23 protein-coding genes, 1 tRNA gene and 1 pseudogene are annotated in these 26575 nt (G+C 30.6%); 18 read left to right on the forward strand and 7 right to left on the reverse strand.

Features of this window, described 5'->3' with window-relative positions:
• Positions 1-9 precede the first annotated feature (9 nt).
• Genes trsS through KPL44_RS08050 form a run of 4 tightly spaced genes read left to right on the forward strand, consistent with a single transcriptional unit; the run spans position 10 to position 4443 of the window.
• Positions 10-1323 (forward strand): radical SAM (seleno)protein TrsS, encoded by a 1314-nt coding sequence (gene trsS, locus KPL44_RS08035; protein WP_216248552.1) that lies wholly within the window; start codon positions 10-12, stop codon positions 1321-1323.
• Positions 1324-1339: 16 nt separating this feature from the next.
• Entirely contained in the window at positions 1340-2464 is a 1125-nt protein-coding gene (locus tag KPL44_RS08040) for a DVU_1551 family NTP transferase (RefSeq protein ID WP_216248554.1), read from the forward strand.
• Complete coding sequence (locus KPL44_RS08045; protein WP_216248556.1) at positions 2461-3093, forward strand: histidine phosphatase family protein; 633 nt, start codon at positions 2461-2463, stop codon at positions 3091-3093. The genes KPL44_RS08040 and KPL44_RS08045 overlap by 4 nt, the downstream gene beginning before the upstream one ends.
• 24 nt (positions 3094-3117) lie before the next feature.
• Positions 3118-4443, forward strand: a complete 1326-nt coding sequence (locus KPL44_RS08050; protein ID WP_216248558.1) for a DVU_1553 family AMP-dependent CoA ligase — start codon at positions 3118-3120, stop codon at positions 4441-4443.
• Positions 4444-4486: 43 nt separating this feature from the next.
• Here KPL44_RS08050 and KPL44_RS08055 read toward each other — a convergent pair whose 3' ends face one another.
• Positions 4487-5566, reverse strand: a complete 1080-nt coding sequence (locus tag KPL44_RS08055; RefSeq protein WP_216248560.1) for an XdhC family protein — start codon at positions 5564-5566, stop codon at positions 4487-4489.
• Between the two features lie 343 nt (positions 5567-5909).
• On the opposite strand from KPL44_RS08055, the gene KPL44_RS08060 reads away from it, so the two are divergent.
• From KPL44_RS08060 to KPL44_RS08075, 4 genes are read left to right on the forward strand one after another with little or no spacing between them, the layout of a single operon-like run.
• Entirely contained in the window at positions 5910-6401 is a 492-nt protein-coding gene (locus KPL44_RS08060; RefSeq protein ID WP_216248561.1) for a MogA/MoaB family molybdenum cofactor biosynthesis protein, read from the forward strand.
• Between the two features lie 31 nt (positions 6402-6432).
• On the forward strand, positions 6433-7392 hold the full coding sequence (moaA, locus tag KPL44_RS08065) for a GTP 3',8-cyclase MoaA (RefSeq protein WP_216248562.1): 960 nt from the start codon (positions 6433-6435) through the stop codon (positions 7390-7392).
• Between the two features lie 4 nt (positions 7393-7396).
• Complete coding sequence (moaC, locus tag KPL44_RS08070) at positions 7397-7876, forward strand: cyclic pyranopterin monophosphate synthase MoaC (RefSeq protein WP_253201665.1); 480 nt, start codon at positions 7397-7399, stop codon at positions 7874-7876.
• Entirely contained in the window at positions 7876-8310 is a 435-nt protein-coding gene (locus tag KPL44_RS08075; protein ID WP_216248563.1) for an MOSC domain-containing protein, read from the forward strand. The genes moaC and KPL44_RS08075 overlap by 1 nt, the downstream gene beginning before the upstream one ends.
• A 102-nt stretch (positions 8311-8412) precedes the next feature.
• Here the strand turns inward: KPL44_RS08075 and KPL44_RS08080 are convergent, their stop codons facing one another.
• Positions 8413-10131 carry a methyl-accepting chemotaxis protein gene (locus tag KPL44_RS08080; protein WP_216248565.1) on the reverse strand — a complete coding sequence of 573 codons (1719 nt, stop codon included), beginning with the start codon at positions 10129-10131 and terminating at the stop codon, positions 8413-8415.
• A 198-nt stretch (positions 10132-10329) separates the two neighbouring features.
• Here KPL44_RS08080 and KPL44_RS08085 point away from each other — a divergent pair, with 198 nt between their 5' ends.
• From KPL44_RS08085 to KPL44_RS08105, 5 genes are all read left to right on the forward strand, one after another.
• Complete coding sequence (locus tag KPL44_RS08085; RefSeq protein ID WP_216248567.1) at positions 10330-11031, forward strand: ABC transporter ATP-binding protein; 702 nt, start codon at positions 10330-10332, stop codon at positions 11029-11031.
• Positions 11028-12590, forward strand: coding sequence for a putative ABC exporter domain-containing protein (locus tag KPL44_RS08090; protein WP_216248569.1), 1563 nt, complete (start codon positions 11028-11030; stop codon positions 12588-12590). The genes KPL44_RS08085 and KPL44_RS08090 overlap by 4 nt, the downstream gene beginning before the upstream one ends.
• A gap of 33 nt (positions 12591-12623) precedes the next feature.
• Positions 12624-13985 carry a sigma-54 interaction domain-containing protein gene (locus KPL44_RS08095; protein WP_216248617.1) on the forward strand — a complete coding sequence of 454 codons (1362 nt, stop codon included), beginning with the start codon at positions 12624-12626 and terminating at the stop codon, positions 13983-13985.
• Between the two features lie 169 nt (positions 13986-14154).
• The gene (locus tag KPL44_RS08100) at positions 14155-14934 is read left to right on the forward strand and encodes a dimethylarginine dimethylaminohydrolase family protein (RefSeq protein ID WP_216248571.1); all 780 of its coding nucleotides are present in this window, start codon (positions 14155-14157) and stop codon (positions 14932-14934) included.
• 78 nt (positions 14935-15012) lie between these two features.
• Positions 15013-15216 carry a hypothetical protein gene (locus tag KPL44_RS08105; RefSeq protein WP_216248573.1) on the forward strand — a complete coding sequence of 68 codons (204 nt, stop codon included), beginning with the start codon at positions 15013-15015 and terminating at the stop codon, positions 15214-15216.
• Positions 15217-15271: 55 nt separating this feature from the next.
• Here KPL44_RS08105 and KPL44_RS08110 read toward each other — a convergent pair whose 3' ends face one another.
• From KPL44_RS08110 to KPL44_RS08125, 4 genes are read right to left on the reverse strand one after another with little or no spacing between them, the layout of a single operon-like run.
• Positions 15272-16054, reverse strand: a complete 783-nt coding sequence (locus KPL44_RS08110) for an ABC transporter ATP-binding protein (protein WP_216248575.1) — start codon at positions 16052-16054, stop codon at positions 15272-15274.
• A gap of 29 nt (positions 16055-16083) precedes the next feature.
• On the reverse strand, positions 16084-17043 hold the full coding sequence (locus tag KPL44_RS08115; protein ID WP_253201666.1) for a FecCD family ABC transporter permease: 960 nt from the start codon (positions 17041-17043) through the stop codon (positions 16084-16086).
• Positions 17044-17099: 56 nt separating this feature from the next.
• A complete protein-coding gene (locus KPL44_RS08120; RefSeq protein WP_253201667.1) occupies positions 17100-18131 on the reverse strand; it encodes a FecCD family ABC transporter permease in 1032 nt (343 codons plus the stop codon).
• A 21-nt stretch (positions 18132-18152) separates the two neighbouring features.
• On the reverse strand, positions 18153-19091 hold the full coding sequence (locus KPL44_RS08125; protein WP_216248577.1) for an ABC transporter substrate-binding protein: 939 nt from the start codon (positions 19089-19091) through the stop codon (positions 18153-18155).
• A gap of 257 nt (positions 19092-19348) precedes the next feature.
• On the opposite strand from KPL44_RS08125, the gene KPL44_RS08130 reads away from it, so the two are divergent.
• The 3 genes from KPL44_RS08130 (at position 19349) to KPL44_RS08140 (ending at position 21898) form a co-directional block, all read left to right on the forward strand.
• Positions 19349-19440: transfer RNA gene (locus KPL44_RS08130), tRNA-Ser, on the forward strand.
• A 597-nt stretch (positions 19441-20037) separates the two neighbouring features.
• Complete coding sequence (locus tag KPL44_RS08135; RefSeq protein WP_216248578.1) at positions 20038-21465, forward strand: alpha-amylase; 1428 nt, start codon at positions 20038-20040, stop codon at positions 21463-21465.
• 244 nt (positions 21466-21709) lie between these two features.
• Positions 21710-21898, forward strand: a complete 189-nt coding sequence (locus tag KPL44_RS08140) for a hypothetical protein (protein ID WP_216248580.1) — start codon at positions 21710-21712, stop codon at positions 21896-21898.
• Between the two features lie 438 nt (positions 21899-22336).
• Here KPL44_RS08140 and KPL44_RS08145 read toward each other — a convergent pair.
• A pseudogene (locus tag KPL44_RS08145) lies at positions 22337-22423 on the reverse strand (zinc-ribbon domain-containing protein); the annotation flags it as partial.
• A gap of 1408 nt (positions 22424-23831) precedes the next feature.
• Between KPL44_RS08145 and KPL44_RS08150 the strand changes: the two are divergent.
• Together KPL44_RS08150 and KPL44_RS08155 are read left to right on the forward strand one after the other, a co-directional pair.
• Positions 23832-24590, forward strand: coding sequence for a hypothetical protein (locus KPL44_RS08150; RefSeq protein WP_216248582.1), 759 nt, complete (start codon positions 23832-23834; stop codon positions 24588-24590).
• A 376-nt stretch (positions 24591-24966) separates the two neighbouring features.
• The gene (locus tag KPL44_RS08155; RefSeq protein ID WP_216248584.1) at positions 24967-25704 is read left to right on the forward strand and encodes a hypothetical protein; all 738 of its coding nucleotides are present in this window, start codon (positions 24967-24969) and stop codon (positions 25702-25704) included.
• Positions 25705-26575: the final 871 nt, after the last annotated feature.

Below are 26575 nucleotides of genomic sequence, written 5' to 3' on the forward strand. Positions count from 1 at the left end.
TTAGGCAAAGTGAATGAGATAATAAAACAAACACAAAGTATTTGTCCTGTCTGTTTAAAAATAGTTGATGCAATAGTAGTAAAAAAATGTGATGATTTATATTTAACTAAGAATTGTGAAGAGCATGGCTTTTTTAAGACTGTTATTTGGAGGGGTAAGCCAAGTTATGACTCTTGGAAAAGAAACAAGAGCCCAGCTTATCCAAAGGTGCCATATACTAAGGTGGAAAAGGGATGCCCTCATGACTGTGGGCTATGTAGTGATCATCGTCAACATACTTGCACAGTACTTGTTGAAGTAACCTCAAGGTGTAATTTGAGCTGCGAATTTTGTTTCGCTGATGCACATGGAAATGGAACTGACCCAGATATGGGAACTATAGAAATGTGGTACTCAAGAATTATTGAAGCCGGTGGCCCTTATAATCTTCAGATCTCTGGAGGAGAACCCACGATGAGGGAAGATCTTCATGAGATTATATCTAAAGCAACAAACATGGGTTTTAAATTTATACAGTTAAACACAAATGGTATTAACCTCAAAAATTATAATTATTATGAAAAACTAAAAAATGCAGGACTCAGATCAATTTTTCTACAGTTTAATGATTTAACTGGAACTGAAATGACTAAGATTAATTATAAAGACGTAATACAGGATAAATTAAAGGTTATAGAATATAGTGCAAAATTAGGGGTTGGTGTAATTCTTGTATGCACAGTGGTGCCTGATAAAAATGATAATATTCTCTGGGATATTATAGAGTTTGGATTGAAAAATGCCCCAACTGTAAGAGGAGTACATTTCCAACCAGTAAGCTATTTTGGTAGAATACCTAAGTTGCCGGAAGATAAAGATAGAATTACTCTCCCAGAAGTTATATCTAAAATAGTCCAGCAGAGTGATGAGAAAATTGAGCTTTCAGATTTTGCTCCTTCTGGTTGTGAAAATGCATATTGTTCTTTTCATGCTAATTACATATCGGTAGATGGAAAACTGATTACCGTAAGTAGAAAAAATGAATGCTGTGGTGAAGAAAATGGTAAAGAAGGGTCAAAAAAATCAAAAAGATTCGTTGAGAGAAATTGGTCCGGAGTGAAAATAAACAAATACATACCAAAGAAAAATTCATTTGAAGAATTGAATCAGAAAATAAAAAATGGTTTTTTCAGCATATCAGGTATGGCATTTCAAGATGCTTGGAATGTAGATACGCAGAGGTTAAAGGATTGTTGTATTCATGTTGTTAGTAAAGAGGGCAATTTAATTCCATTTTGTGCATACAATATTACTACCTTAAATCAAAAAAAATTATATAGATAGGAAGAGAGAGGATTACATGAAAAACTATGCTGCTATAATACTTGCAGCAGGATATTCGACAAGGATGGGGAGCTTTAAACCAATAATTAATTTGGATGGTAAAACTCCACTTCAAAGATGTATAGAACTTTTCAAAAATTGCGGAATAAATGATATTATTGTAGTTACAGGCTATTTAAATGATCGTATAGAAAAGGAATTGTGTGATATTAAAATTGGATTAAATGATATTAAGGTCGTAATCAATGATAAATATAGTGAAGGTATGTATTCATCAATAATAGCTGGAGTAGAATCACTTACAAAGGAAACAGATGCGTTCTTTATATTACCTGTAGATATCCCTTCCGTGAGAGATCACACTGTTAAGAAAATGATGGAAAGTTATGATAAAATTAAAGGTGGCATAATGTTTCCTATATTTGAGAAGGAAACAGGTCATCCCACATTAGTTCCATACTCACTAACGCAAGAAATAATAAATAGTAATCCTAAAGGAGGATTAAGAGAATTATTCAATCAACATAAAAAACAGTGGTATTATGAGCCAGTTGCTGATAGGGGCGTTTTACTTGATATGGATACTAAAGAAGATTTTAAAGTTCTTTTAGAGCATCTTTCAGTATATCCATGTCCTGATTATGAGGAATGTATGGAGATATTAAGATTATGTAATGTAAAACTAGAAACAATAAATCATATGAAGAGCGTAGCTGAGTTTGCAAAGGGAGTGTCACTTTTACTTAATGATAATGGATATAAGTTAAATATAAATTATATTTATGCTGGTGCACTACTTCATGATGTAGCTAAGGGATCGAAAAACCATGCTTTGCGAGGAGCAAAAATTGTTGAAGGGTTTGGATATAAGTGCCCAATGGAAATTATTAATGAACATATGTCGCTAAAGACTAAATATAAAATAGGTGAAAAAGAAATAGTTTATCTTTGCGATAAATTATTTAAAGGTGAAACACTAGTCACATTAAAGGAAAGATTTGAAGACTCCTTTAGTATATATAAGGATGTGCCAGATGTTTTTGAAAAAGTAAATGAAAAATATATTAATACAAAAATCCTTAAGGAAAAAGTTGAAAGTATATTAGGGACAAAACTAGAAAACATTAGTGATAAGTTTTGAAAAGAAATATTTATATCTTAAGACATGGGGAAACTGAATATGGAAGAGAAAAAAGGTATCTGGGACATACAGATTGCGGGCTTTCTGTTAAGGGGATGAATGATGCAAAGCAATTAGCCTGCATTTTTATGGAGAGTGGAGTAATTATTAACAGTATTTTTAGTAGTGATCTGATTAGGTGTAAGAGTACTGTAAATATTGCCTTTCCGGATCGAGAAGTGACTTTTTTAGAAGAACTTAGAGAAATAGATATGGGGAATTTAGATGGATTAACTTTTGAAGAAGTAAAAAATAAAGATCCAGAGGTTTATAAAAAAAGAGGAGAAAATATAGCAGACTTTATACCTCTTAATGGTGAATCATTTAGAGCGTGCCAGCAAAGGGCAATAAAGATTCTTAATTATATAATTTATTCCACAAAAGGGAATATTGTTATTTGTAGTCATGCAGGTTTTATTAGGGCATTGCTTTGTAGCCTTTTAAATTTAGATTTAGATTTAAAGAATATTTTCAATATAAAGCAAGATTATGGATGTATTAATTTTATAAGTTTTGATGGATCTAATTTTTTTGTAGAAGGGATTAATCTCAAAACTTTATCTGTTAAAGCCATAGAAAGGCTTGACTAGATAAAGTAATATGGAGTGTGTAATATGCTTAAAACACTATATGAAAAATGGATGGAAGATAGACTCTTTATGGAAACTGGTGATAAAAAACTTTCTGAGGAAAGCTTAAAATTATATCAATTGGGAGAAGTTAGAAAGACTATAAATTTTGCTAAGAGAAGTAAGTTTTATGGAAAAAAATTAAAGAATATTTTTAGTGATGATATTAAAAATTTTGAAGATTTTAAAAAAGTACCTTTTACTACTTCAGATGATTTAGCAAAAAATCCAAAAAGTTTTTTATGTACAACACTTGATCAAATTTTAAGGATTGTAACAATGACTTCTTCGGGAACTACGGGAAATCCTAAAAGAATCTTTTTCACTAAAAATGATCTTAAAGCTACATCCAATTTTTTTAAATATGGTATGCTCAATATTGTAACTCCAGGTCAAAGAGTACTTATATTGATGCCAGGGAAAAGTACCCATAGTATAGGTCAACTTTTAAAGGAAGGACTTAATGAAGCAGGCTGTGATGGGATTATATATGGACCTGTGTTTAATGTTTGTGATGCTTTAGAAACAATAAAATCAAAGAATATTGATTGCATTGTAGGATTACCAACTCAAATATTTTATCTGGCAAAAATTAAACTCACTGATGGTAGGTATAAACATTTAAAGTTACAAAGCGTCCTTTTAAGCGGAGACTATGTGCCAAGAACATTATGTAGTGCTGTGAGCAGTGCCTTTAGTTGTCAAGCATTTACTCATTATGGAATGACTGAGATTGGGTATGGAGGCGGAGTTGAATGTAGTGCTATAAATGGATACCATATGCGAGATGTGGATTTATATACTGAAATCATTGATCCAGTAACTGGGCGAAATGTTAAAGAGGGTAGTTATGGTGAAGTGGTAATTACAACATTTAGGAGAGAAGCAATGCCACTTATAAGGTACAGAACTGGAGATATTGCTAGGTTCTTGCCTAAAAATTGTTCTTGTAGTAATATATTTAAAAGAATGGATTATGTAAAAGGAAGAGTTAACGAATATTTAAAGTTAAAAGATGGGAAGTTTCTTTTTATAGGAATGATTGATGAAGTTATGTTTGGAATTGATAATGTGCTTGATTACACAGCTAGCATTACTGATGGAGAAAATAGAGTGCTTAGTATAAGCGTAAAGCCAGTAAACCCGCAAATACCTATAAAATTTAATAACATTAAAAATTGCATTAAGCGAGATAAGTACTTAGGTTTATTAATAGAAAACAACAATATATCTATAGAATTTGGTGGCTTACTTAATAATATTGAAATTAGTAATGGAATGATTAAACGAAAATTATATCATTTAAATTAAAATAAGGCTCATGGTAATTAAAGAATTACCATGGGTCCTATTTTTAAAAAGTTTCTATTAGAACATTCATAATTCCGCCACATACCATACCTTCATCTTCTGCAATGGTACCTGTCATGTCTATGTTTTGAAGTTTATATCCACCATCTTTAATTAAATCACGGGCGGTTTTAATTATTTCGCCTTCACTACATCCTCCGCCGATACTCCCTAAGATCTTTCCAAAGGGCCATACAAGCATTTTAGCTCCAGCATTTCTTGGAACTGATCCTTTAGTAGAAATAATTGTAATCATTGCTCCCGGAGAATTCTCTTCTTGGCATAATTCATTTAATACATCATGATCAAATTCCGGCCAATTGGTCTTTATAGGATTAGTAATAGCAGTTGTATCGCCAAGTCTTCTGTAACTAATTACCTGAGATATAATAGAAATCGCTATTTCATCAGGTGTAACTGCGCCTAGCTTAAGACCTATAGGTGCATTGACTTTGTCTAATTTCTCCTTAGAATATCCATCGTCTAGCATTTGCTGCATAACAATTTTAACACGGCGTTTTGAACCAATCATTCCAACATATGCGGTATTGTGTTTTAAAACCTGCCTTAAACAATCCATATCATGACGATGACCTCGAGTTACAATGACAACATATGCAGACTTATTTAAATTAATTAAGTCGAAACAGTGATCGAAACTTTCACAAATTACTTTCTGCGCAGTAGGAAATCGTTCACTATTTGCAAATGAGGGCCTGTCATCAACAACTGTAACTGAAAATCCTGTCTTTGAGGCAAATTCAGCTAAGGGTTTGGCAATATGTCCACCACCTAAAATTATTAATCGTGGCTCAGGAAAATATGGCTCAATTAGATAAGTTTCGTTTTCAGATCGTTTAACAAATTGAAGATTGCCGGTTTCTAAAGCATACTTTGATTTTTCGTAAAGTAGTTTATCTAAATTAGATATGTGATTATGATTGCTAAGATTCTCTTCAGTATAAAGAATTTTATTCTGGGATGACTTATTCTCATCATTTTTGTTATTTAACATTGTAATCATAACGCAATTATTACCTTTTTCAACTTCGACTAGCAAATTCTTATAGGTAGCTACATTCATATTTTTACTCCTCCTACTTTATTGATAGTGTAAACACTATCTTTGTTCAATTGGTTCTATGATTCTAATTGTATCAATAATTTATATGATTTTAAACAAAAAACAAATAAAAATAATAAGATTACAAGGTAAGTTGATTAAAAATATGATAAAATAATGTTGTAATAAAAGTTAATTGTAGTAATAATTAAAGAAAATTTAATCTTTCATTCAAAGCTGTAAACGATTAGTGATATTTTTTATATAAGATATAAAAGTGATGGGTTCTAGTAAAGAGTATAAATGAAATATAGTATTATACATACAATTAAATTCGGCAAATTTTAAAAATGGGGCGATGAAAATGATTAAAACTGCAATATTAACTATGAGTGATAAAGGTTCTCGCGGAGAAAGAATTGATGGGACAGGCCCTGCGATAAGAAGTGAATTAGAAGGCAATGGATATGTTATAAGTTTCTATAAAATGATTTCTGATGAAAAAGATGAAATAGAAAAAGAATTGATTTATTTATGTGATGATCTAAAAGTGGATTTAATTCTAACTAATGGAGGCACAGGATTTTCACAAAGAGATGTTACCCCTGAGGCAACTCAAAATGTTATTGAAAAATATGTACCTGGATTTGGTGAGGTCATGAGAATGAAATCACTCCAAATTACTTCAAAGGCTATGCTTTCAAGAAGTATTGCAGGAATACGTAAAAAAACCTTGATTATAAATCTTCCTGGTAGTCCCAAAGGTGCTGTAGAAAATCTTCAATTTATATTATCTGCTATCCCACATGGTATTGATATACTTAAAGGGGAAGCTAATGAGTGTGCTAGAATCTAGCGGAAATAATTGAATTTTAGGAGATGGTTTTGTGAGAGATAGTCATGGGAGAAATATCAATTATTTAAGAATATCAGTAACTGATAGATGTAATTTAAGATGTATATATTGCATGCCAGAAGAGGGCATAAAAAAATTAGAACATGTGGATATACTGCGGTTTGAAGAAATCTTAAAAATAGTAAAAGTAGCAGAAACATTAGGTATTAACAAAGTAAGGTATACTGGTGGTGAACCACTGGTTATGAAAGATATAGATAAACTAATATATGAAACTTCAAAACTACAAGGGATAGAGGACATTGCTATAACTACAAATGGTATTTTACTTGCGGACATGGCAAGTGACCTAAAAAAAGCTGGACTTAAGAGAGTTAATATCAGCCTTGATACATTGGATGATGTGAAGTTTAAAAGTATAACAAGAATAGGAAATCTTGATAAGGTAATGGAAAGTATAGATAGATGTTTAACACTTGGGTTAAAACCAGTAAAAATTAATACTGTATTGATGCGAGGGTTTAATGATACAGAATTTGAAGACTTTTTAAATTTAACTCGCGAAATGCCAATAGAAATAAGGTTTATTGAACTAATGCCTATAGGTGAGGGTATAAAAGTTTATGATAAAAGCAAAATCAGTTTTATGGAAGTATTAAAAAATCATCCTGAGTTAATTCAAATTGAGAATGAAAAAAGTAGTACTGCTCAAATGTACAAGTTAGATGGAGCGAAAGGGAAGATTGGATTTATTAGTCCAGTGAGTTGCAAATTTTGCTCGGATTGTAATAAAATAAGACTTACATCGACGGGAACAATTAAGCCGTGTCTTCATTCAAAAGAAGAGATAAACCTTAAGCAATACATAAATAATGAAGAAATGCTTACAAATGTTTTAAAACAAGCGATTTTTGATAAGCCACTTGAACATCATCTTGAGGAAGAAAAAATTAGTAGAAGTGAAAAGATGATGTACCAAATAGGAGGATAAAATAATGGAATTTACGCATATAAATGAAGAGGGAAGAGCTAAAATGGTAGATGTATCTGAAAAAATTAACACTGTTCGGGAAGCTATAGCGGTTGGGTCAATTTCAATGAAGAGAGAAACTTTAGAAAAAATAAAGAATGGATCTATTTCAAAAGGAGATGTATTAGCGGTAGCACAGGTAGGCGGAATTATGGGGGCTAAAAGCACTTCGCAAATAATACCAATGTGTCATGCCATAATGATATCAGGCTGTAATATTAGTTTTAAAATCGATTTCGAAAACAGTAAAATTGAAATAACTGCAACGACGAAGACTGTAGGAAAGACAGGCATTGAAATGGAAGCACTTACTGCGGTATCTGTTGCAGCACTAACTATATATGACATGTGTAAGGCAATTGATAGAGGAATGGTTATAAATAATATTATGCTTGTAAAAAAAAGTGGTGGGAAATCGGGAACATTTGAAAGGAAGGGATTGTAATGGCAAAGGTTATTGCAGTAAATATAAGCGAGAAAAAAGGTGTAGTAAAACATCCTATCGAAAAAGGTTTTTTCAAATTTAATCATGGTCTAGAGGGAGATGCACATGCAGGTGATTGGCACAGACAAGTTAGTTTTCTTGGGGTTGAGAGCATTGATAAAATGAAAGCAAAAGGAGCTCAAGGATTAAGTGCAGGAAAATTTGCTGAAAACATTACCACAGAAGGGGTAATCCTGTATGAACTTTCTGTGGGGACTAAGCTCAAAATTGGGGAGGTAGTTTTAGAGGTAACGCAGATAGGAAAGGAATGTCATGCTGGTTGTGAAATAATGAAACTTGTTGGTGATTGTATAATGCCAAGAGAAGGTATATTTGCTAAGGTACTAGAGGCTGGTTATATTAAGGCCGGAGATGATATATTAGTACAAAAATAAGCTTTTTAAAAATATATGATAATAAGTAGCAGAAAAACTAGAGCGTGAACTCTAGTTTTTCTGCTACTTTATTTTTTGTTAATAGTAAATTTAATGACAAAATTACTTAAGAGTGAATTTCTCAATTTGCTTTATCATAGAGGCAGTTTTATCATTTAGTAATTGAGCAGATCTTGCAACTTCATCAGAGGAAGTTGTCATTTCCTCTGTAGCAGCAGATATTTGCTCAGCAGCTGCAGAATTTTCTTCTGATACTGAAGATGTATTCTCAGCAGAGGCGATTATGGTATTCTTACTGTTATTAATACCAAGTATTGAACTGTTTATACCGGCTATTTCAGGTAATATATTTTCAATAGAAGTTATTATTTCTTTAAATGAACTAATAGATGTGTCTACAACAGAAATTTGTTTTGTAAGTTCTCCATTTGCAGTATCTGTAGTTTCTGTAACAATCTTAGTTTCTTGCTGTATAGATTTCAATAAATTATTTATATCATCAGAAGAATTTTTAGATTGCTCAGCTAGTCTCCTAATTTCATCAGCTACAACTGCAAATCCTTTTCCAGACTCACCAGCCCTTGCTGCTTCAATTGCTGCATTTAGTGCAAGTAAGTTTGTTTGACTTGCAATAGCATTTATTAAATTTGTTATTTTTGTTATCTCATTAACACTATTAGTTAAGTTTGATATTTTGATGCTAACATCGTTGAAAGAAACTGCTATATCATTAATTGAAGTAGCAAGATGAGTTAATTCATTATTGCTATTTTGTGCTTTAAAGTTTATAGCATTTGTATTCTTATCAACACCAGTTATAGATAAGGTGATATCTTCTAGAGTTTTACCAAAAGAATTTAGTGAACCACTCATATCCATAAGCTCTTGGGCTTGGCTAGAGGAACCTTGTGCAACTTCATTAATTGAACTTGATATTTCTTTAGTTGATGCATTCATTTCTTCGGACAGTGCAGATAATGATAGCGCTTGCTCTGAAATATATACCGAATCATGATTAATGTTAGTTAAAATATTTGAAATTGAAGTTATAGTTTTTATTAATGCAGTATTCATTGTGCCAAATTCGTTACTTAGTTCCGTATCAATTTTTACTGTAAAATCGCCATTAGATAATATATGGAGTTTATCTGTAAATTCTTTAATAGAAGCTTTTAATACCAAAATAATAAGTAGAGATATTGTTGATAATATTAAAATAGACAATAAAAATATAATTCCAAATGTAATTCTACTACTATTATACAAATTCCTAGATTTATCATTTTGAAGCTGAGCAATATGTTTTTGATAATCTACAAGGTCTGTAATATTTTTAGCAAGAATTGTACCAAACACACCCATATCAACATTTGTTATTTGCTTATCAGGAACAAGATTTCGTCTTCTTTGGTCAATTATATTTGGGATGAAAGAGTAATAATGTTCATAAGCATCCTTAGCTGATTTTACTAAAGCAGCTTCTGTTGAATCACCTTTCGATGTTATGACTTGTCTATTAATAATTGTAGTGATTTTACTGTTTAAATCTAACATCCCAGTTTCATTTTTTTCATCAAAGGGCCTATCAATTATTTTAGTTAAAGTATTTCGAAGGACACCCATATATCCATTAACATCACCCCAATCTTTAAGCTTTGGAATAACGTTACTGTTAACATCATTACTAATAGCATACATTTTACTAGTATTAGTATAACCAATAGCGCCTACTGAGAGTATTGCAAGTAATGATATGATCCAAATTATTATTATGTTTGTTGTAATTTTTGTATTCTTTATTTTTTTAAAATTCATTTTCATGTATTATCCCACCTTTTATATATATTATCGTCTAATTATAGGATATCTTAAGAGTTCTGCTAATAAGTTCACTAACAAGGTTACTAATGAATTCACTAATAAGTTACCAAAATGGAAGCGTTAAACCATGCATTTGTACAATAATAGGGATATTTGGTATAATTAAAATATATATATTTATTTAAGGAGATGAGTATCATGCTTATTGTACAAAATCTTACTAAAAAATACTCTAAAGAAATAGCTGTAAACAATATTAGTTTTCAAGTTAACGAAGGTGAAATTGCCATTCTTTTAGGCCCCAATGGAGCTGGAAAAAGCACTACAATAAAATCTATTGCTGGATTATTAAAATATAATGGGTACATTGAAATTTGTGGGCACCCAAATAAGAGCATTGATGCAAAAAAAATATTTTCTTATGTTCCGGAAGTTTCAGCTATGTTTGATTTGCTAACGGTTTATGAGCATATAGAATATATAGCTGCGGCTTATGGAATAGAAGACTATAAGGATGAAGCTGAAGAATTGCTTAAAAGATTTGATTTAAGCGATAAGAAAGACAAACTTGGGAAACAATTGTCTAAGGGTATGATGCAAAAGGTAAGCATTTGTTGCGCTCTAATAATAAGACCAAGGGTAATATTATTTGATGAGCCATTAATGGGACTTGATCCTAAGGCTATTAAGGAACTAAAGAAAGCAATTATCGAGCTTAAAGAAAAAGGTTCAGTTATTTTAATAAGTACACATATAATAGATAGCGTTGATGATTTCTGGGACAAGGTGCTTATAATGAAAAATGGGAATATAGTTCTATCTGGCACAAAGCAGGAGCTTAAGAGTAGGAATGAGACATTAGAGGAACTCTTTTTTGATGTAACGGAGGGAAATGTATGAAGCCATTATTTTATATAATAAGAAAATCTATAAAAAATTGGTTACTTCAGTTAAAGCATGAACCATTAAAGCTTGTTTTATACATATTATGTTTAGTATCTTTGTGTCTTGTATTTTTTGTTAATAAAGATACTAGTAGAACAAAAAGTATCCTGGATCCAATGTTATATAGTACTATTGTTGGATGTGTTATTTTACTATTTACGGTTCCGGACATCTATTCATCAATAAATAATGGAGCTACTTTTTTTAGAGGCGCAGATATAAATTTTATATTTACATCTCCTATTAGCCCTCAAAAAGTCTTAATATATGGATTTATAAAACAAATATATTCTTCATTTATAGCAGTGGTTTTTGTTTTATTTCAAGGATACACTCTTAGTAGTTATAGTAATATTCAGTCATATGGGATTTTAGTAATTGTTTTTGGATTATTTATTATGCTTATTTTTACATCAACACTAAAAATATTATTATATTCCATAGCTTCTAAAAGTGTAAAAAACAAAACAATGATAAGAAATATTTTTAAAGGCTTAGGAATAGTTGTATTAATAGCGTACTTTATAGAACTATATGTAACTAGGTCACCAGGTAAGGCTATTATGTCACTGTTGAATAGTTCAATCATACCTTATATTCCAGTATACGGTTGGGTAAGAGAAATTATAATGGCTTCAATGAATGGTATTAACACAATGTTTATTATTTATACTATTTTGATTATAGCATTAGGTGCTATTTGCTGTTATATAATTTATTCTATGAAACTTGACTACTATGAAGATGTGTTAGCTTCAACTGAGTATAAAGAAACTGCAATCTCTGCATCAAGAAATGGTGAGCAAGTATTTATGAAATCTGGTAAAAAACCTAGAGTAAGAAAAGTCAAGTATACAAGAAAAGGAAAGTTTGCCTCTGCTATATTTTGGAGACAAATACTAGAGTATAAAAAAACAGGGTTTGGACTTATAAATATAGGGACCGTTATTTATGTTGTTATAGCAATAACTGCTGGTTTATTTAGTCCCATTAAGGATCTAGTAATAATCTTAGGGGGCATGATATATCTCCAATTAATATTTAATTTTGCAAGCAAATGGCGAAAAGATTTAACAAACCAGTATATATATATGCTGCCTGATCATTCGTTTAAGAAAATTATCTATGCAACTGTAGTTGATAATATAAAAAACCTTATTGATGGGACTATAGTGTTTTTGATAACAGGAATATTATTTAAAAGTAGCATTATGCTTATAATTCTTAATATAGTAGCATTTGAATCAATAGGTTCTCTTTTTATATATGGAGGAATCCTAACTAGGAGACTTTTGGGCGGTGGTGAGAATATAGTAACTACGGGATTTATGAGAATTATGATATTAGTTGGGATAGTAACACCTGCTATAATTCTTCTTGCCGTATTATATAGTTCGTCTAGTAGTTTTGTTGGAGTAGTTATAGCCTACGCCTCATTTATAGCATATAATCTTATATTTAGTGCTTTAATAATATTCTTAGGTAGGGGCGTATTTGATAATATTGAATTGTAGATTGCTGGATAAATTTTAAATTGAGGTGTTTTTATGCTACAGAATTATATTAAACAAATTCTAAGTTTACACAATTATATAGATGCTATTGTAATGGTTAATCAAAAAGGTGTTATTGAATATTCTGATAATTTTAGAAAAGATATTAATAATCTTTATGATGAGGAACTGGTTGGAAGATATCTTTGGGACATATATCCTAATCTAAATGATGAAAATAGTACATTGTTAAGGGTGTTAAAAAGTGGTAAGGCTATTTTAAATGAACAACAACATCTTGTGAATTATAAAGGCGTAGCCATAGATGCAATTAATTCAACATTTCCAGTAAAATCAGGTGAAAAGATTATAGGAGTAGTAGAGGTTTCGATATATATTGAACCTGAAAAACAAAGGAAAGATATAACATTAAGATTGAAAGAAAGAGAGGAAGAAAAAAGGCAACTATATGATATAGATCAAATTATAACTAATGATGAAAATATGTTAGATATTAAGAAAAAGATAATAAAAGTAGCGAAATCTGATTCTCCAGTTCTAATTTATGGACAAACGGGCACGGGAAAAGAAATGGTGGTTCAAGCTATACATAAAAATAGTAGCAGAGTTTCAAAGCCGTTTATATCTCAAAATTGTGCAGCTATACCTGCTACATTACTTGAGAGTATTTTGTTTGGTACGGTAAAGGGTAGTTATACAGGTGCTGAAAATAGAAAGGGTTTATTTGAAGCGGCGGATGGTGGTACTCTTTTTTTAGATGAGATCAATTCTATGGAAATATCTATGCAGGCGAAACTATTGAAAGCGATAGAAAGTTTGGAAATTAGAAGAGTGGGTTCAACTGAATGTATAAGGGTAAATGTTAGAATTTTGTCCGCGGTAAACGAATCTCCATTAAAATCTATTAGGGAAAACAAACTGCGACAAGATTTGTTTTATAGAATTGGAGTACTTCAAATTAGTCTTCCAGAGCTTAAGGATAGAAAAAATGACATTGAATTTTTGTCTGGCTATTTTATAAAAGAATATAATCGAAAAATGAAGAAAGAGATTAAGGGGCTTGATGAATCGGTTCTAAGAATATTTAAAAATTATTTATGGCCAGGCAATATAAGAGAATTAAAAAATGTGATAGAATCTGCTTTTAATATAACATATAGTAATGAAATTGCAGTGGAGGATCTTCCAGACTATATGTTTTCTGTGAAAAGCGAGAAGAATTGCGTGCCAGGTCTTGTGACATCTGATAAATCGTTAAGCGAACTTGTAAAAAGTTATGAAAAAGACATTATAGTATATGCGATAAAAAACACGAAAAATGTAACAGAGGCATCAAAAATGTTAAAAATATCAAGGCAAGCATTAAATTATAAATTGTCAAAATATAATATATAATAAAGCGAAAAAAATTTTGCGTAAAGGCAAAATTTTTTTCGCTTTATTAACTTGAAAAATTTTTATATTCCCTTAGACTAACCTGTTTATAGAATAAGTAGGTTGATAGCATATTGGCATAGATTTTGCTATGTAAGATGTATAAGATAAAACGAAAGGGGATTTTATTATGATAAAAAATGTAATTGTAAGAAAGTTAAGCAAAAATTTCGCTGAGGGGATTACTACTTCAGATATGGGTAAGCCAGATTATAAAAAGGCTATAAAACAACATGAGGATTATATAGAAGCTTTAAAGAAATGTGGATGCAATGTGTTGGTATTGGAAGCTGATGAGCGATATCCAGATTCAACTTTTGTTGAGGATGTAGCTATTGTAACAGAGAAATGTGCCATTATTACAAAGCCGGGTGCAGAGTCAAGAAAGGGAGAAGAAAAAGGAATTATTGATGTTTTGAAAAAGTTCTATGTCAACATAGAATATTTAAGTGGAGAGGCTTGTTTGGATGGGGGAGATATATTAAGAGTAGAAAATCATTTTTATATAGGTCAATCTAAGAGAACTAATGCAGAAGGTGCAAGACAGCTCACAGAAATACTTAGCAAATATGGATATACATCATCTACCGCGGATGTACATTATATACTTCATCTCAAAACAGGAGTAGTTTACTTAGAAAACAATATTTTTGTTGCCACTGGAGAATTTAAGGAACACAAGTTGTTTAAAGATTTTAAAGAGTTTAAAGTAATTAAAGTAGATGATAACGAGGCATATTCAGCAAATTGTATTTTAATAAATGGGTATCTTATCATTCCAATAGGCTTTAAAAATTCAAAAAAAGCATTATTAGATGCAGGGTTTAAAATCATTGAGGTAGATATGTCTGAATTTGAAAAAATGGATGGAGGACTTACTTGTCTTTCACTTAGATTACCAAAGGATTAAATGTTAACATAATTGGGTAAACTATGAAATACACTGGTTATATGCAGTGTATTTTTTATATTAGAAGGGAGCATACCTATGAATAAAAATGATTTAAATGAAACAAAACAATCTGATGAACAATCAGGAGATAATGAGGGTGTTAGTGGGGCTTCAAACGCTAAGGTAACTCATATGTATAACATGCCTAACATGACGAGCGGTCCTAGTGATGCTACTGAAGAAGAAAAAGAAAAATTATATGGGCGCTCAATTGCAAACAAAGGTATTAATAGAAAATAATTTTAAGGCAGGATGATTATCCTGCCTTAATGTTATTTTTAAGATTAAACTAAATCTATATTAAGTTATAGGTAATACAGACTGGCTTATGATTTACAGGTTCATCAACAACTATGGCATCTATGTTAAATATCTTTCTTAGATTAGCTTTAGTCATTATTTCTCTAGGGGTGCCACTACAAACTATGTCACCATCTTTAATTCCAACCATATAATCTGCGAACCTTGCTGCGTTATTTAAATCATGAATTACCATTACAATAGTTTGTCCATGTAATTTATTTAAATCATCCAATAATTGTAGAATTTCTAACTGATGTGCTAAATCTAAATAAGTTGTAGGTTCATCTAATAATAAAATTTCCGTTTCTTGTGCGAGAGTCATAGCTATCCATACCCTTTGTCTTTGCCCACCGGATAATGACTCTATAGGCCTATCTTTGAATTCTTCCATGTTAATTATCTTAAGTGCCCAATCTATCTTTTCCTTATCCTTGGTCATTAATTTGCCAAATCCACTTTGATGAGGAAATCTTCCATAGGCTACAAGTTCACCTACAGTTAATCCATTTGGTGCCTCGGGACTTTGAGGTAAAACCGCCATTTTTTTTGCTATTGCTTTCGAACTTAAACCTTGAATATCATTACCATTTATGTATATGATTCCGTTTTTGGGTTTTAATATTCTTGCGATAGTTCTTAATATGGTTGATTTTCCACAACCATTTGAGCCTATAATAGTTGTAATTTTTCCTTTAGGTATATTTAAATTTAAATCTTTTACAATGTCAGAATCTCCATAAGAAATAGAAAGATTCTCGGTTTTTATGCTATTCATATAGAACCTCCTAAGCTAAGCATTCATAATTATTCTTTCATAATCAAATAAATGAAATAGGGTACTCCAATAATTGAAACAACTATTCCAACAGGCATTTCAATAGGCGCTAAAATATTTTTAGCTATAGTATCAGACAATAATAAAATTATTGAACTAACTAAGGCTGAAACTGGTAATAATAATTTGTGTTTTGGTCCAACAAGTTTTCTAGCTATATGTGGAGAAATCAACCCTAAAAAGGCTATGGTACCTGCAACAGCTGTAGCTGCACCTGCTAGAGCCACGGTATATATTAGTAGCGTTCTTCTTTCTTTTTCTATATTAACGCCAAGTCCAACTGATAACTCGTCACCTAAACTTAAAACATCAAGGTATCTAGCCTTATAAATTATAAGGCCTGTAAAAATGAATACAAAAGGGAGCGTTGCTATAACATAACTCCAATTAGTTCCCCAAATGCTTCCTGAGGTCCAAATCATTATTTTGTTAAAATCCTGCGTTGAAAATCTAAATTGAAATAGAACCAATATAGCAGAAAAAGCAGAATTGATACCTATACCCATCAAAATCAATCTAGTAGGATTTATACCTTTTTTCCATGCTAAAGTATAAATAAGGAAGGCCGCAAAGCCTGCTCCAAAGAGAGCTATAATAGGCATGGTAAATATAGTAAGCAAATTTACATCAGAATATGCTTTTCCATTCATAAAATATATATAAATAACTACAGCAAGTGCTGCACCGGAACTTATACCTAATATGCCAGGGTCTGCAAGATCGTTTTTAGTTATTCCTTGAAGTACTGTTCCGGATATTGCTAAGGCGCTTGCTACAAGTAGAGCTATAATTATTCGTGGAAGTCTCATAGTGAAAAGTACTAGTTCCTGTTTTTTATCTCCTTGTCCAAATAATGTTTTAATTACATCTAGAGGTCCTATAGCAAAGGTTCCTATATTAAAGCTAATTATAAATATTGAAAGGAGCAAAATAGATAAAATGCTTATAATCAAAATTAGTTTTTTCTTTCCTTTATGTGTATGTTTTATAATGATTTTGCCTCCTTTCTTACGATATATATGAAGAAAGGTACTCCAAGTAATGCAGTTAATGCGCCAATAGGAGTTTCATAAGGCTGATTAATCATTCTAGCGGCTATATCGCTAAAAACTAGTAAATTTGCGCCAAGAACTAGAGAACATGGGATTATAAATCTATAATCTGGTCCAACTAAACTCATTACAATTTGGGGGACAATAAGACCCAGAAAAGAAATATTTCCGGCAACTGCAACGGAACCACCACTAAGTAATATTACGATTACTATTCCAATAAATCTTATTATGTTAGTTTTTTGCCCAAGACCTATGGCAATTTCTTCTCCTAGGCTCAAAATGGTTATTTTAGGAGAAAGAATTATAGCTGCAATGACCCCAAATGAACCAACAAAGGCTAATAATTTTACACCTTCCCATTTTGCAGTAACAAATCCTCCTGCAATCCAAAAACTAAGTTCTTGAGATAAATTAGAGTACATTGCAATAGCAGTTGCAAGAGATATCAAAAGGGTACCTAGAGCTGTGCCTGCTAAAACAAGTTTAATGGGGCTAACACCTTTAATAGATCTTGAACTTAAAAGAAATACTATTATCCCACTTAAACTAGCTCCAATAAAGGCAAAAAACATTAAATCTGAAGAATCGATATTAGCCTTCATTGCAAAGGCTATAGCTATTGTAAAAGTTGCACCTTGGGTAATTCCCATTATTGAAGGGTCAGCTATTGGGTTTCTTGTTATTCCTTGCATTATAGCACCTGATACTGCTAAAAATGCTCCAACTAGAGCAGCTGCAATTACTCTAGGAAGTCTTATATCGTGGATAATCTTTGAGTTTATATCATTGCTAGGTGAAAACATGATACTCAAGACTGTATTTAAATCTATATGTTTTGCACCTAGGGACACTGACAATGCAATTCCGAAAAACAATATAATAAGTCCAATTACAATTATAAATGTACTCATAATAAGTCTATTCATCTTTTTCTTCTTTTGATTAAGTATTATATTTTTCATTGAAATGATGCACCTCTCATATTATTTCACAAATTCTTTCTTTATGGAGTCAAGTAATAATTCTCTTCCTATTGGAGAATAACCTTGTGCAAAATATGGAGAACTAGGAAGCAGTGTAACATTTCCAGCTTTTACAGCTCTCATGCTTTTCCAAACAGAACTACTTAATAAATCTTTTTTATCCACATCAGTTGCTATAACTACAATATGATCAACATCAATTGATGATAAACCCTCCATAGTTACTACTGGTAAACTTATTCCCTCTTGTTTTGGCATGTTTGCCGGTTGGGGTAATTTCATATCTGATAATAACATTGAACCTATAGCTGCATCGCTAAAAATATAATATTTGCCTGAACTAGCGAGTACGGTAAGGTAAGTTTGCGTGCCATTAGTTTTCTTTATTTCATTACCTATTGTTATAGCTTTTTTATCGTAAGCTATTAACCATTTCTGAACATCTTTTTCTTGTCCAAATAGTTTGGAGATATTTGTTAGTTTTGATCTCCAATCGTTAGCATAATCTTTAAGCATTACAACAGGTGCAATAGCTTTTAATTGTTCATATATTTTTGTTTGCCTCTCACTCATTATAATTAAATCTGGATCAAGTTTTAGGATGGCTTCCATATCCATAGTTTCCATCATTGAAAAACCTACAAGTTTAGAAGAACTCAATTTATCTTTTAGGTAACTTGGCTTTTCCGTAGTTTTATAAGAATCAGCATTGGCTGTACCTATTGGTGTGTGATTTAAAATTAATAATTCCTCTGTTGATCCAGATATATCAACTATACGTTTAGGACTTGTGGGTATAGTTACATTGCCTTTCATTGTACTAACCACTTTAGTAGCACTTACTTTCTTAACAGGTTCTACACCTTTTGAACAACCTGCAAAAACAGTAACAGAAATTAAAGCGGATGTTAATACTACGAATAATATTTTTTTCTTCATGAAAATCCTCCTAAATTGTTTAAGTTAATATGTATAAAAATAATGATTTAGCAAATTGCAAATTATCATTTTAAATGAGAATGAAATTAAGAATCATTATCAGTCAAACACAATGTTTATTATAGCAGAACTATTAAGTATGTCAATAATTTGTTTTGAACCTAGAATATATCTTCAAAAGGGTAAGAAACTTATAAACAAAAAAATATTTTAAATAGTTTAATTATATGGTATAATATTAAAGGTTCTTAATATATGGAGAGATGTCCGAGTGGCCTATGGTACCTGCCTCGAAAACAGGCGAACGGGTTATTCCGTTCCGGGAGTTCAAATCTCCCTCTCTCCGCCAAAGTTAAAGGCTCTAGCTGATTATGCTAGAGTTTTTTTTAGTGCATTTTTGTTAAAAATAGGATTTGTGGCTCCAGTTTGAAGACAAAACAAGAAAGAGCCTATTAGCAGTAAAGTAGAAGACAAGCTCCTAAGATAACAGAAGAGCAAGTAAAGGGCTTGGTTTTAATGCTCAGAGGGTTTGTAAAAGAGCGAGATATGCTAGTGTAAGAAGACTATACGGAATTATGTTGATAAGGTAGTTGTTTTTAAAGACCACGTTGAAGTAATAACATGTATTTAGGGAAATATAGATATAACTTAAGATGGAATACTTAAAAAAATGTATGTTGAACCTTGTCGAAAATGATAGCTAATAACGTTATTTAGGTATGATACAATTATACCGTTAATTTTATATTACATAAACATTCTAATAAATTATAGATAGAATAGTGATGCCATTGAAATAGGATATATTACTTTGGTCAGAGCTTTAAAATTATAGAGATACGTTGATTATACTCATAATTTCTTATTAAAGTAACCTTGTTACAATGAAATTTGTAATACTAACAATTGCCTTTATTTAAAAAGAAAATAAAAGGAGCTAATTTAAATGAATAGAACTATAATGCAATTTTTCGAATGGAATCTTCCATCAGATGGAGGACACTGGAACTTTTTAAAAGAACATAGTAAATCTTTAAGTGATGTAGGCATAAATACTATTTGGCTGCCACCAGCATATAAAGGTGCAGGTGGCAGTAACGATACAGGTTATGGCGTTTATGACTTATATGATCTTGGTGAATTTGATCAAAAGGGAAGTAAACGAACTAAATATGGTACAAAGGATGAATATATAAATGCAATAGCTGAGGCCCATAAAAATAACATTCAGATATTAGCAGATATAGTACTTAACCAAAAAGGGGGAGCAGATAAAACTGAATGGGTAAGGGTAGCTAAAGTAGACCCAGATGACCGAAATAATAAAATATCTGATGAATATGATATAAAAGCATGGACTAAGTTCAACTTCTCTGGAAGAAATAATAAATACTCCGATTTTAAATGGAACTGGAAACATTTTGATGGGGTAGATTGGGATGAGAATAAAAAGGAAAGTGCTATATATCAATTTACGGGGCTCGGTAAGAGCTGGGATGAAGGAGTAGATGATGAAAATGGTAACTATGATTATCTTATGCTTACAGATATAGATGTTAGTTCACCTGTAGTATATGATGAAATCTTAAAGTGGGCATTATGGTACATTGAAATAGCAGATCTTGATGGGTTTAGATTAGATGCAGTAAAGCATATAGACTTTGAATTTTTTAAAAGATTTATAAATGACATAAGAAAGATTGCAAAAAAAGAACTTTTTACAGTAGGCGAATATTGGAGTACGGATCTTGATGTTTTAAAACAATATATTGAGAACACTGACCACACATTTAATATATTTGATATTCCACTTCATTATAATTTTGTATCAGCTGCAAATGAGAAAGAGAACTATGATCTAAGAGAGTTAATGTCAAATACATTAATAAGTTGTTATCCCGAAAATTCAGTTACTTTTGTAGACAACCATGATACCCAACCTGGACAGTCACTTGAATCTTGGGTAGACAATTTATTTAAGTTGCAGGCTTATACTTTCATTTTAACAAGACAAGAAGGTATCCCTTGTATTTTCTTTGGAGATTATTATGGAATGCCAACTAATGATATTGCTCCGCTAAAAGATCAATTAGATAAATTATTAAAAGCAAGGAAAGAGTCTGCTTATGGGGATCAACATGATTATTTCGATGATGCCCATATTGTGGGTTGGACAAGAGAAAATGGACTAGCTGCTCTAATTTCTAATGCAAATGATGGTGGTTCTAAGAAAATGTTTGTTGGAGGAAAGCTTTCAGGTAAAGTTTTTGTAGATGTAACTGGTAACATTTCTGGAGAAATTGAAATAGATGCGGATGGTAATGGTGATTTCACTGTTAACGAGAACTCGTACTCAGTATGGTGTATCAAGTAAGAGAGCTTGAATATGTAATAATATCTTCTTTACATATGGTATGTAACAGAGAGTATAATGAAGCAGCTAAATATCACGAGGAATCAGGTAGTGATTAACTTTATTATATAAAAAAACGAATAATGGGAAAAAACATTTTGTAAATTGTAGTGCATTATATATTAATGAAGATAACAAAGTTTTGAGCATAGGTAGAAACATAAGTGCTGACGAAAAATTAAATATATCAATGGAAATGTTCATAATGAAAAAGAGCACTCTTATAGAGATTGTGAATAAGTGTATACAGACAGGAAGTTATAACTCAATAAAGGCTCCTATATACAATGAGGTATCGAAGTTTAATCTAAATGCATATGAATTCAAAGGGTACCTTCAATGTGTAAATTCGCTTCAGAATTATTATAAAACTAGTATGGATATGTTAAACTAATTATGAATATTGCATATAAAGATAAAGACCTAGAAAGTCTAGGTCTAATTAGTATAACAAAATATTATCTTAGAACTTGTTAGTATTATATGTACAAAAAATGATGATAAGATTTATTTCAACCTTATCATCAAATACAAAAACTTACTCTACATAGTTACCAAAGAGTAGGTTTAGATCTGTTGTACCTTTATTTATAGCGGTTATATCTCTAATCCAATACTGGTCTATTAACTCTTCGTTAAGCACATTGCTGGTAATAGTAGCTTCAATTTAATTTGGAGAGTTTGATATTTTATCTTTTTCTGTTTCAAGGTTATTGTTGGGTACTGTTTGGGTACTGAGAATATAAAATAGTACCCAATTTTAATTAAAGATACAACAAGAAAAAGGTTTATAAGTGTTGAGATACAAGTGATTAATAAGAAGTACTAAAAGTTAAAACAAGCTATTATTGCTTCTTTGTATTTTTCTTGATTTTCTGCAATCAGCACATATTTTAGGTTCATTTTCGAATTCTTTTTCTTTGTAGAATTAATGTACCGTATAAGACTATCAAATGCCTCATCAGTATTAAATGTTGTAATTTTAATATTTATATTTAATAATAGTTTTATAAATAGTTAGTGAGTTTTTCATTGTTAATAATCTCATTTTAAGAGAGTTGTAAATATAAGATTAACAATTATTTAAACACAAGATTTAGAGGGGGAAGGTGCTAATCATACAATATAAAAAAGATAAAGAAAGGTTAAACCAAATACTTTTAACAAGTTATCAATAGTATGTAAACTTATAAAATACCATGATCATAAAATAGAGGCTACAACAGAGGGTGTTTCTACGGCTATTGAACTTATCGGGAAAGGAAATATGCATTACCTTCTTCAAGTACAAACTGCAGACTTATTATCTCATGCGCCTAAATATTATAATGTTGTAATACCTACATTAAGAAGCATACAAATTATATATAAAGAAAACTTTAATAAGCAATTTAATAAAGTTCTATCATTTTCTATAGAATAAAATTGTACAGAGTAAAGTTTTATATATTTTCATTTCATTATATAAGTTATTTTACTTCAACTCTATTGATACTGTATTAGATTTACAAGACATACAATATAATTAACAAAACAACTGCATATAAAAATAATTGAAGTAGTTATGATAAAAATTATTGAAAAAATTACAAATAAGATATTTTTTTTCTAAAACCTATTTATGACGTGATTTCAATGAAGAAGAATTTTTCGAGTTTTGGGATCATGAAAAGAAGCAGTGAAGTAAGTATAAAAATATTGAGAAAATAAAATTGCTATTTGCAACGGTTTGATGGCTATTTAAAATCGGTTAAACTTGTTGATTACGAACCAGTTGTTCGCAGGTTCTGACCTCTGTCAGACACACCATAAGCCCACCTAGAAGCCATAATGCTTCTGGGGGGTCTTTGTTATTTATATAATTATTAGCAAAGTAGTATAGTGCAGTAATTGAGATGGAGTTTTTTTAGTTTTAATCATAGTAAAACTAAAAGATATTATGTTAAAACTTGTAGTGCAATAAAAGTAGATGAGCTTATCATAATATTTTCCATTTGCAGAAAATATTGAATTGTAATAGTTTAAATATGGTAAGCGAGTATGTTGATATGTTTACAGATGATTTGAAGAAGGATTTTGATAAATTTAATGCATTGGAACAACTTTAAGATAATATAAAACATATTAAAATGTTATAAATAATAAAAATGTAAATATTAATTTTAAGCATGAGGTTAGAGAAATCTATCTTCAGGTTCTTTTATTAGTTACTTTAAAGGAACTTTATGTCTTCAACTCGATTATTATGTTGAAACTTTGTAAAAGATGTTATAGTATATAAATATATGAACATTATGTAAATGCATTATAATGGGGGGCAGAAATATATGAATAAAAAAATTGTGAGTTCGGTTCTTACAATGCTAATAATATTGGGATCAACATCTATATCAGCTTTTGCTACAATGGATAATGGTACTGTTGTTATTGGGAGTAAATCGTTTGAATTAGCTTATGCTAATGATCCAGAAAATTCTACGGAAATAACTAATGCAATAATTGAAGGTGGATTAATTTATGTTAAAGACTTTTCAGGAGATTGGTTAGACAATACTACAGGAGATATTGTACAGGCAAGTCTTGTTCCTGGTGAAGATGCAGAGCAAGTGGATACAGTCTCACCAGTAGATATTATATTAAAAGACACAAATAAAGCATTACTTTCTACTGGAGCTGGCGATACTGCTGTAAATAATGAATTATGGGTAAAATATTCTGACGGAACAGAGGAATTATTAGTAGTATGCCATGATGAGGAGGTGGATGTTAAAGATATAATTGCAGGAATATTTAATCCTCAATTAAGCAAAGATAAAAAGAAAGTTTATTTTATGTCTGAGGCTTGGGCTACTTCTGCTGCAATACATGTGGTAGATATAGAAAGCAAAAATCAACAATTTGTATGTCCAGGAAATTATTTGAGAATTATAGAAAAAGGACAGTATTCTGGAGACCTAATTGTTAATCAGCATAGATACAATGATGCCCCTAACTATGGATCTTATGACAATTATTATATTGTGGATGAAAACGGAATACAATTGGAAGATTTAGGGGATGATCCAGCAGAGTTGGATGATTACTAATATGAATCTGAAATTTTTTTAATTTAGAAAACAGCCAATAAATAAAAGCTATAGGAATTTCCATATAGCTTTTATTACTTTAAAACCACTGAGCATTATATTAATTTATTGCCCAGTGATTTAAGTGGAGATATTAGCAAATTTAATCATTTAGATGTGTTAAATAAGAAAAACTTAAAGGTTAGATTGAAAATTAATAAAGCGTAAAGAAGTAAAACGTAATTTTAAGCCTGAGGTTAGAGAAATCCAACTTAAGACTTTTTATTGTTTTTTTATAAAATTATATACGTTAATAATATAAAATAATAAGGAAACTACTGGGATTTGTAAAATAGATTGATGAACTTGCGATATAAAGAGAGAGGGTGTTTAAAGGGTGAAATTTAATGAAATATTAGAAAATGAAACAAAAGTTGACCAAACAATTACTGTGTCTAATACGTATCCTGTATTTTTAAAAGTTCAGAAAGATATGAAGAATGGAATATATCTATACCAAGAATTAAAAAGCACAATACGCAGAAGTCACGAGTCAATAAGTGGATACAGTGAGAGATTTAATAATTCTCTTATTGAATTTTCAAGGAATATGTACTCAGTATATAAAAGTATGGGATATCCAATATATGAAAAACTAGTCGAGAGTCAAGATTATATGATAGAAAAAATAGCTTATAATAATTATAATGTACTCTTTCTTAAAAGCTATGATGAACTAATTTTATTAAATTATGTTCCTATAAATATAGAAATTAGCATTCTGGAACGATTTTTGATTCCAGATGAAATGTTACACACTGCGGAGACTCGTTATAGAGGCGTTAATTATAAAGCAATCAATACTTTTAATGCATTTTTGTCATTTGCAGAAATAAATGATGGAGGGGTTAACAAAACTTTAAATATCGATTTTTTTGGTAATTTTAAAAGATCTATTGGTTATGATTCTAATTATATTAAACAATATAGAAAGATTCCTGAATTAGAGCAAGATGAACAAAATTATACTTTTAATGAATTTAAGTTTTATATGTTTAGTAATATTATTATAATAAGTGGGTATAGCGCTGTCTTTATGGGGTTCTGTAAGAAGAATGAAGAATTAATTGAATGAACCTACATCAGTAAATTAACATACAAAAAAACAAAATACTGAACTAAGAAGGATGTCCTTGTGCAGTATTTCAAAACTATTTTAAGATTATAAAAGTGTATATTTAATCCTCATGAAAATATGCTAAAGGTATATGACATAATCTAATATATTTAATGTGTTTTTTGGGTTATGTATAATATTATTTAGATCTAACACTGTACAGTCTGCAATTATTAGAAATTCAAACTAACTAGAGAAGAAGGTATCTTGCATTAAAAAAATATACCATGGGTAACTAGGTCAATATATATATAGAATATTACGTGTAAAACACTCTTCTTGTGAAATTTATTAATTTTAATGGTTGATAGTTAGAGATGTGAATGGTAGTGTAATTTTATTAGATTCCGTTAAGTATGAAATCAATTAGGATGAGGACTATGCTTTCCAAGAACTTAAAACGTGAATAAAGGGTGCAGTAGGAATATATATTAGTTGTGAAGATAAAAGAGGAGCTTTAATAAATATAGGTAATCTACATATTAAGAACATTAATATCTGTATACAACCAACGTAAAAAACATAGGTAATAACATATGATATTTATTATAATGTATATCTTTTAAATTAGATATTTGATAACAAACTTTATGTTTTTATATGATACTTGATGATATTAGATATGAAGTAAGGTAGCTAAAACCATTGAGTATACAAGACTATATAGTATTCAATGGTACTAGCTATCATTACATGTAAAGTACATAGCCTAACTCGAAAACAGGCGAACGGGTTATGACCTTCCGGGGGTTCAAATCCCCCTTTCTCCGCCAAATCAAAGAACTCGCTGGAAGGCGAGTTCTTTTACGTTATTATATGGAAATTTGAA

It is taken from the genome of Clostridium sp. DSM 17811 (genome assembly GCF_018861905.1).
GTDB classification, from domain to species: domain Bacteria; phylum Bacillota; class Clostridia; order Clostridiales; family Clostridiaceae; genus Clostridium_AD; species Clostridium_AD frigoriphilum.

Coding starts and splice junctions, on each gene's coding strand:
- KPL44_RS08040 (WP_216248554.1), top strand. CDS start 1,340: ATGAAAAACTATGCTGCTATAATACTTGCAGCAGGATATTCGACAAGG.
- KPL44_RS08050 (WP_216248558.1), top strand. CDS start 3,118: ATGCTTAAAACACTATATGAAAAATGGATGGAAGATAGACTCTTTATG.
- KPL44_RS08055 (WP_216248560.1), bottom strand. CDS start 5,566: ATGAATGTAGCTACCTATAAGAATTTGCTAGTCGAAGTTGAAAAAGGT.
- KPL44_RS08060 (WP_216248561.1), top strand. CDS start 5,910: ATGATTAAAACTGCAATATTAACTATGAGTGATAAAGGTTCTCGCGGA.
- moaC (WP_253201665.1), top strand. CDS start 7,397: ATGGAATTTACGCATATAAATGAAGAGGGAAGAGCTAAAATGGTAGAT.
- KPL44_RS08075 (WP_216248563.1), top strand. CDS start 7,876: ATGGCAAAGGTTATTGCAGTAAATATAAGCGAGAAAAAAGGTGTAGTA.
- KPL44_RS08080 (WP_216248565.1), bottom strand. CDS start 10,131: ATGAAAATGAATTTTAAAAAAATAAAGAATACAAAAATTACAACAAAC.
- KPL44_RS08085 (WP_216248567.1), top strand. CDS start 10,330: ATGCTTATTGTACAAAATCTTACTAAAAAATACTCTAAAGAAATAGCT.
- KPL44_RS08090 (WP_216248569.1), top strand. CDS start 11,028: ATGAAGCCATTATTTTATATAATAAGAAAATCTATAAAAAATTGGTTA.
- KPL44_RS08095 (WP_216248617.1), top strand. CDS start 12,624: ATGCTACAGAATTATATTAAACAAATTCTAAGTTTACACAATTATATA.
- KPL44_RS08100 (WP_216248571.1), top strand. CDS start 14,155: ATGATAAAAAATGTAATTGTAAGAAAGTTAAGCAAAAATTTCGCTGAG.
- KPL44_RS08105 (WP_216248573.1), top strand. CDS start 15,013: ATGAATAAAAATGATTTAAATGAAACAAAACAATCTGATGAACAATCA.
- KPL44_RS08110 (WP_216248575.1), bottom strand. CDS start 16,054: ATGAATAGCATAAAAACCGAGAATCTTTCTATTTCTTATGGAGATTCT.
- KPL44_RS08120 (WP_253201667.1), bottom strand. CDS start 18,131: ATGAAAAATATAATACTTAATCAAAAGAAGAAAAAGATGAATAGACTT.
- KPL44_RS08125 (WP_216248577.1), bottom strand. CDS start 19,091: ATGAAGAAAAAAATATTATTCGTAGTATTAACATCCGCTTTAATTTCT.
- KPL44_RS08135 (WP_216248578.1), top strand. CDS start 20,038: ATGAATAGAACTATAATGCAATTTTTCGAATGGAATCTTCCATCAGAT.
- KPL44_RS08140 (WP_216248580.1), top strand. CDS start 21,710: ATGAAAAAGAGCACTCTTATAGAGATTGTGAATAAGTGTATACAGACA.
- KPL44_RS08150 (WP_216248582.1), top strand. CDS start 23,832: ATGAATAAAAAAATTGTGAGTTCGGTTCTTACAATGCTAATAATATTG.